This window comes from Moorena sp. SIO3H5 (assembly GCF_010692395.1).
Taxonomy (GTDB): Bacteria; Cyanobacteriota; Cyanobacteriia; order Cyanobacteriales; family Coleofasciculaceae; genus Moorena.
The window spans coordinates 1-6,203 of record NZ_JAAHHS010000433.1 but is presented as its reverse complement, the minus strand read 5'-3'; the positions used below and the strand labels follow the sequence as shown (position 1 = coordinate 6,203).

Sequence of the window (6,203 nt, the reverse complement as noted above, 5' to 3'; positions counted from 1 at the left end):
TGGCGGGCGACGGTGTGAGCGAGCGAGAGATAGATGAGCTCATTGCCACACTCTCGGATCACGAACTTATCGAAGTCGCTCGCTATCCAGAGAGCTTGAAGTTCGGCAAGGGGCTCTCATTGGGGGTCACTATTCTCCTCGGCCGCTCGCGGCAATATCGCGACCGAAACCGCTTTCGTGAGTCAAGTCAAAACCTTTGACCCCTTGACCTATCAGGAAACTACATTTTATGGACAACCAGAGGCGGGAGGCGCTTATGGACGGTTTGTCAAAGGGGCAGCTCGGTTGGAATTTAATAATGGTTTGCTGGCCTCTTCCGCCATGGAGAATATTACGGTTGAGCCTGCTCCCAAGGAAGCTCCCAAATTGGTGCAAGCTTATGATGGCAATCGATTCGTTAACCTTAATCCTTGGGCATTAGAACCAGAAACTAACTATACCGTTACTCTGGGTGCTAATCTCAGTGACCAATTTGGGCAAACCTTGGGTGAACCTATAACCTTTAAGTACGAAACAGGGGATTTAGCAGGGGATATCTGGGCTCCCTCGGATTTGCATATCTTTCCGTCTACCCTAAAAAGCAATTCCGAGTCCCTACAGTTGAATATTTCTACGGTCAATTTACCGCAACCAGAGTATAAAGCGGCTTATCGCATTGTTCAACCCACTGACTTGGTCTATAAAGATTCCGCTTATCCCAGTGGCAAGAGCAATGATTTATTACCGAACCCAAGTCAATGGGAGCGTTTCCGGGTAGCGGGAAAGAAAAATAAAACCACTAATATCGCGGTTTCCCTGAGGAAACGACTAGGAGGTCCAACGGGAATGTTGGCCTATGGGGTGCAAGGGAAAGCCAATCGCTATCAGGATGGCAATGGAAACGAAAAGTGGTGGGAACCAACCTTTTATGGCATGGTGCAGCTGACAAATTTGGGAGTGTTTGCGCAATGGTTTCCTGATTCCGGTTTGGTGCAAGTGAATCATCTGTCCAACGGCTCACCAGCAGCAGCAACGGTAGAGATATATAAGTCTGAGCTGAATGCTTCCAATCGAGGCACGCCAAAACCCTGTGCGATCGCAAAAACTGACAGAACTGGCACCATCGCCCTAAACAGTCAGGCTCTACGGCAATGTATGAATGGGGCAACGCGCTTCAGTAAAGGCCCAAAATTACTGGTAATAGCTAAAGAAGGCAAAGACTGGGCATTTACTCGAACCAATGAATATAGTGGGTATTATGGCTACGGGATTTATTCAGACTGGGACAATGGCAAACCCAAATCCCGAGGGACTATTTTCTCAGACAGACAGCTTTACCAACCAGGAGAAAAGGCTTGGTTCACCGCAGCAGCCTATTATCTGGAAAAAGATAACCTCACCCAAGACAAAAATGCATCTTATCAGGTCACGCTGGTAGAACCCAATGGTAAGAAGACAGACTTAGGCACTAAGAAAACTAATGAATTTGGTACTTTCTCCCTAGAATTACCCCTGAAAGAGAATCAACCCCTAGGTTTCTATACCGTTCAGGCCAGGGGAAGCAATGGGAAAGAAATTTCAGGTGGTTTCCGAGTAGCTGAGTTTAATCCTCCTAACTTTAAAGTTGACCTAACCCTTGCTCAAAAATTTGCTAACATGGGCGAGAAGGTGGACGCTAATGTCCAAGGAAATTATTGGTTTGGTTCAAATGTAGACGGGGGAAAGGTTGCTTATTACGTCACTCGGACCCCCGTCTACTTTACTCCAGAAGGATGGGAAGAGTTTTCCTTTGGTCAGCAGTGGTTTTGGCCCCAAGAAAAACCGCAAGTTACCAGTGATGTACTCCAAACTAATCAAACCTTGAGTGAGTCTGGGCAAAGTAGTCTAACTATTCCGGTGACGAAAGACCTGCCCTATCCCATGACTTACCGGGTAGATTCCCAAGTTACCGATGTCTCGAATCTGTCGGTATCCGATTCTAAAACATTTACAGCTTTACCTAGCGATAAACTAATTGGATTAAAAGGGAATTGGGTGGCGGATGCCGGAAAACCATTCCCTGTAGAAGTGATTGTTACTGACCCCACCGGTAAAGTGGTCAAAGGACAATCAGTACGCCTGGAACTGCAAGAGATGAAATACAGCAGTGTCACCCAGGTCTTGGCAGGGAGTCAGCGAGAAAAGAATCAGGTAGAATACAAAACCGTTAAAGAGGTAACTGTCCGTTCTGGTAGTAGTCCGAAATCCATCAAGCTCACTCCTCCCTCATCCGGTTCTTATCGAATTCGCGCTAATTTCGCTAAGGCTAAAAATGACTTAGCAGCAACAGACTTACAAATTTGGGCAACCGGTGGAAACTCAGTCTACTGGGGGTCTCGCTATGATAACTCTCGCCTGGATATCAAACTAGACAAAGATAGCTATAAACCGGGGGAAACAGCTACAGCCTTGATTCAATCTCCCTATGCCCAAGGGGAATTGTATTTTTCAGTAGTTCGGAACAATACCCTCTATCGCAAAGTAGTCAAAGTTAAAGGGGGTGCGCCAGAGATTAAGTTCAAAGTCACTCCGGAGATGGTACCTAATGCAGCAGTAGAAGCAGTAGTAGTGCGCCAAGGCAAACCCCTATCCCAAGTGGAGCCAGGGAGTGTAGAAAATCTGGTGCGGATTGGTTTTGCTCCCTTTAATACCAGCTTGGATGATAACTATCTCAAGGTAACAGAGACATTGCAGTCTAAGTCCATTGAACCTGGTGCTAAGCAAACCGTGGAATTAGCATTGCAAGATTCTAAGGGTAAACCGGTAAAGGGACAGTTGACCGTGATGGTTGTCAATGAAGCGATCTTGCAACTGAGTGGCTACCAAATACCGGATTTAGTAGAGACCGTGTATGCTCAGCAAGATATTTCCACTCGCTTCAGCGATAACCGTCCTAAGGTGGTGCTAGAAAGCCTAGCGACGCGAATGATGGAAAAAGGCTGGGGCTATGGTGGAGGAAAGTCTTCTGGCGCAGCAAGCACTCGGATTCGCACGGAATTCAAACCCTTAGCCTACTACAATGGCTCACTGGTAACAGATGCCAATGGTAAAGCAAAGGTAACTTTTAAACTACCAGATAATTTAACCACTTGGCGGGTGATGGCAGTAGCCACGGATGGCAACCTACACTTTGGTAATGGCCAGGCTACCTTTATGACCACCAAGCGGCTGATGGCTAATCCCGTATTACCTCAATTTGCTCGTCCAGGCGATCGCTTTCAAGCTGGTATATCGCTAATTAATAATACTGGGCAAACGGGAGATTTACAGATTAATGGACAACTGACCGGTGCCGTTCAGTTTGATGATGGTAAAGGACCGACGCTGAATCAAAAAACCTCAGCCAAGACCGGAACCAGTGGTTATCGTTTTCCGATGGTAGCCAATAACTTGGATAAAGCTAAAGTCAAGTTTACCACTAAGCTAAATGGTAATCAGGATGGGTTTGAAGTACCCTTAGCTGTTAAACCCGTTGACATTACTGAGCAAGTGGTGGAATCGGGAGTAACCAGGAATCAAGTAAAAATCCCGGTGAATATAGCTAGTAACGTGGTAGCTGACGCGGGAGGGTTAGAGATTTCCCTAGCTAGCACTCTGATTCCTGAAATTACTGCTCCGGCTAAGCAAGTGTTGGATAACGAAGACTTACCCTTCTTAGAACCGGTCGCAAGTAAATTAGCGATCGCATCCAATTTGGAAATACTCGGCAAACAATATGGTCAGACCTTTGCTGAGTTTAACCCTAGCCAACAAAGCACTGAGGCTATCAAACAGTTACAGAAACTCCAGCGACCAGATGGTGGCTTTGCCAGATGGCCCGGACAAAAATCCTCAGACCCCTTCGTGTCTCCCTATGCTGCTACTGCTCTAGCTCGGGCTAAAGCAGCAGGATTATCAGTAGATGCTGGGATGGTGAGCCGTCTCCAGAACTACTTGCAGAAAATATTGGCAAATCCTGGTCAGTATGAATATTGCAAGAGCGTAGTGTGTAAGAGTAAGGTGCGATTAGAAGCACTGATGGGGTTAGCAGAACTTGGTCAGACCCGCAGTGACTTCCTAGGATACCTTTATGAACAGAGCAGTAACTTCGACCGGGTCACTCAGATTAAATTAGCCCGTTACTTATTACAGTTTCCTCAGTGGCGGAGCCAAGCCCAAACTCTAGTCAATCAGTTTCAGGAAAGCATCTATCAAACTGGGCGTTCAGCTCGGATAAACTTACCCCAAAGCTGGCGTTGGCTGGATTCTTCTACTACTGCACAAGCTCAAGCCTTGCGCCTATTTATTGTCCAAAAGAGCTCAGCCGAGGTTCGCAGTAAACTATTACAAGGGTTATTAGAGTTACGGCGAGATGGCACTTGGCAAACTACCTACGATAATGCCCAAGCCTTGAGTGCCTTAGTAGACTATAGTCGATTACAGCCTACACCCCCCAGCTTTGGCGCAACGGTGCAACTAGCCGGGAAAAAACTTGGCTCAGCCCAGTTCCAGGGGTATCAGAAACCTAGTCAATCGATTCAGGTTCCCATGGATAAGTTACCCCGAGGTCGCCATGACCTAATTCTCAAGAAATCTGGTGCAGGGACTCTACACTACTTAACCAGCTATCGTTATCGCTTACAAGGCAATCAAGCCGGTCGGTTTAATGGATTACGAGTAAACAAAACCATACGTCCCGCTAATCAGGAAAAGGTGTTGCGAAAGATTGGACTGTATGCTCTCAAAGACCCATTAACAGTACCAGCGGGACAAGTGTTTGATATTGGCGTGGAGGTGATTACCGATCATCCAGTGGATCATGTGGTGATCGAAGATCTCTTACCAGCTGGCTTAGAAGCCGTCGATACTAGTTTCCAAACTGCTACTCCTTACTTCCAAGCTCAACAGGATAGCTGGCAAATCGATTATCAGAAAATTCATCGCGATCGCATTGTCGCTTATGCCGATCGATTAGAAGCTGGTGTCTATAATTTGCATTATCTAGTGCGCTCAGTTACACCAGGAACCTATTTATGGCCCCCTGCCCAAGCACACCTCAACTATGCCCCAGAAGAATTTGGCAGGTCGGCTTCCTCTACCTTAGTGATTAATGATTAATTATTAGTTAATTATTAATTGTTAATTGCTAATTACCATTTTCCTTTTGCCTTAAATTGACAACTTAATACTTATTGAATACCCTTTTAAAGTTGATGGTACTAAATCCATATCCGAATCAAAAACCGAGTCCCAATCAAAAACCATATGTCCGCCCCTTGGAGGTCAAGCTAATGTTAGAGTTTAATAAAACTTCACCTATCGACATCGATAAAGAAAATTCTACAACAACTAATAATCATGAAACCATTGAAACCGTTGTGAAAACGGACAATCAGGAAACTAAGCCCATAGGCTTAACTCAGCCAAAATTTTGGTCGAAGCCACTGATTGGACATATCGCCATAACTTCTGTATTGGTTTTACTGATTACTGTAGGAGTTATCTTTCTGTATTCCTTAGGTAACTACCAAACTCAAAAGTGGTTGTTGCCCCCAAGAGAACCAGTTGCCTATACTGAGACCATCGCTGATGCTGCTCCGGTTGAACAAGAAAGAATTAGTGACCAAATCCAAGAAATCCAAGCGCGAGACCAAAGACATTTTAAAATGATGACATTCTTCTACAACAATTACTATATGTCTAAGTTAATGACCTATAGTACAGCAATTGTAGCAGGAATTTGTTTACTATTTATTATTCGATCAGGTTGGAATAGTACTCACCCTTATGTGATTAATATCTTCGTAGTGGTTTCAGCATCAGCTATTCTGTTTGGAAATCTTCCTGGATTATTCCGGTATGAGGACAGTATTGTCAATAACAAACAGTTATACCTGAACTATGCATCTCTACAGAATGAGGTAAGTAGCTACTTGGTCACAGGTCAAGATATCGATGGCAATCCTAGAGAAATGAAGTACTTTATTAATCACATTGATAAGGAATTAAGTCGATTAAATCGACTGCCAATTGGGTTTGAGAGAACTCCACTCTTAAATTATCCCACTTCATATAGCAGCTCTCAATTGGATCAGGGACTTTAGTCTTGGGTTACAGGGAGTAGGGAGTAGGGAGTAGGGAGTAGGGAGTAGGGAGTAGGGAGTAGGGAGTAGGGAGTAGGTATGCAGCGCTATAAGACCATGGGA

The 6,203-nt window shown here is 45.1% G+C and carries 3 protein-coding genes; all 3 read left to right on the top strand.

Features of this window, described 5'->3' with window-relative positions; genetic code table 11:
- On the top strand, window positions 1-200 hold a 200-nt coding region (locus F6K52_RS30470), incomplete at its 5' end, for a hypothetical protein (protein ID WP_293087689.1).
- Entirely contained in the window at window positions 178-5,115 is a 4,938-nt protein-coding gene (locus F6K52_RS30465; protein WP_293087686.1) for an alpha-2-macroglobulin, read from the top strand. The genes F6K52_RS30470 and F6K52_RS30465, both read left to right, overlap by 23 nt.
- Window positions 5,116-5,288: 173 nt before the next feature.
- Window positions 5,289-6,101, top strand: coding sequence for a hypothetical protein (locus F6K52_RS30460; RefSeq protein ID WP_293087683.1), 813 nt, complete (start codon window positions 5,289-5,291; stop codon window positions 6,099-6,101).
- Window positions 6,102-6,203: the final 102 nt, after the last annotated feature.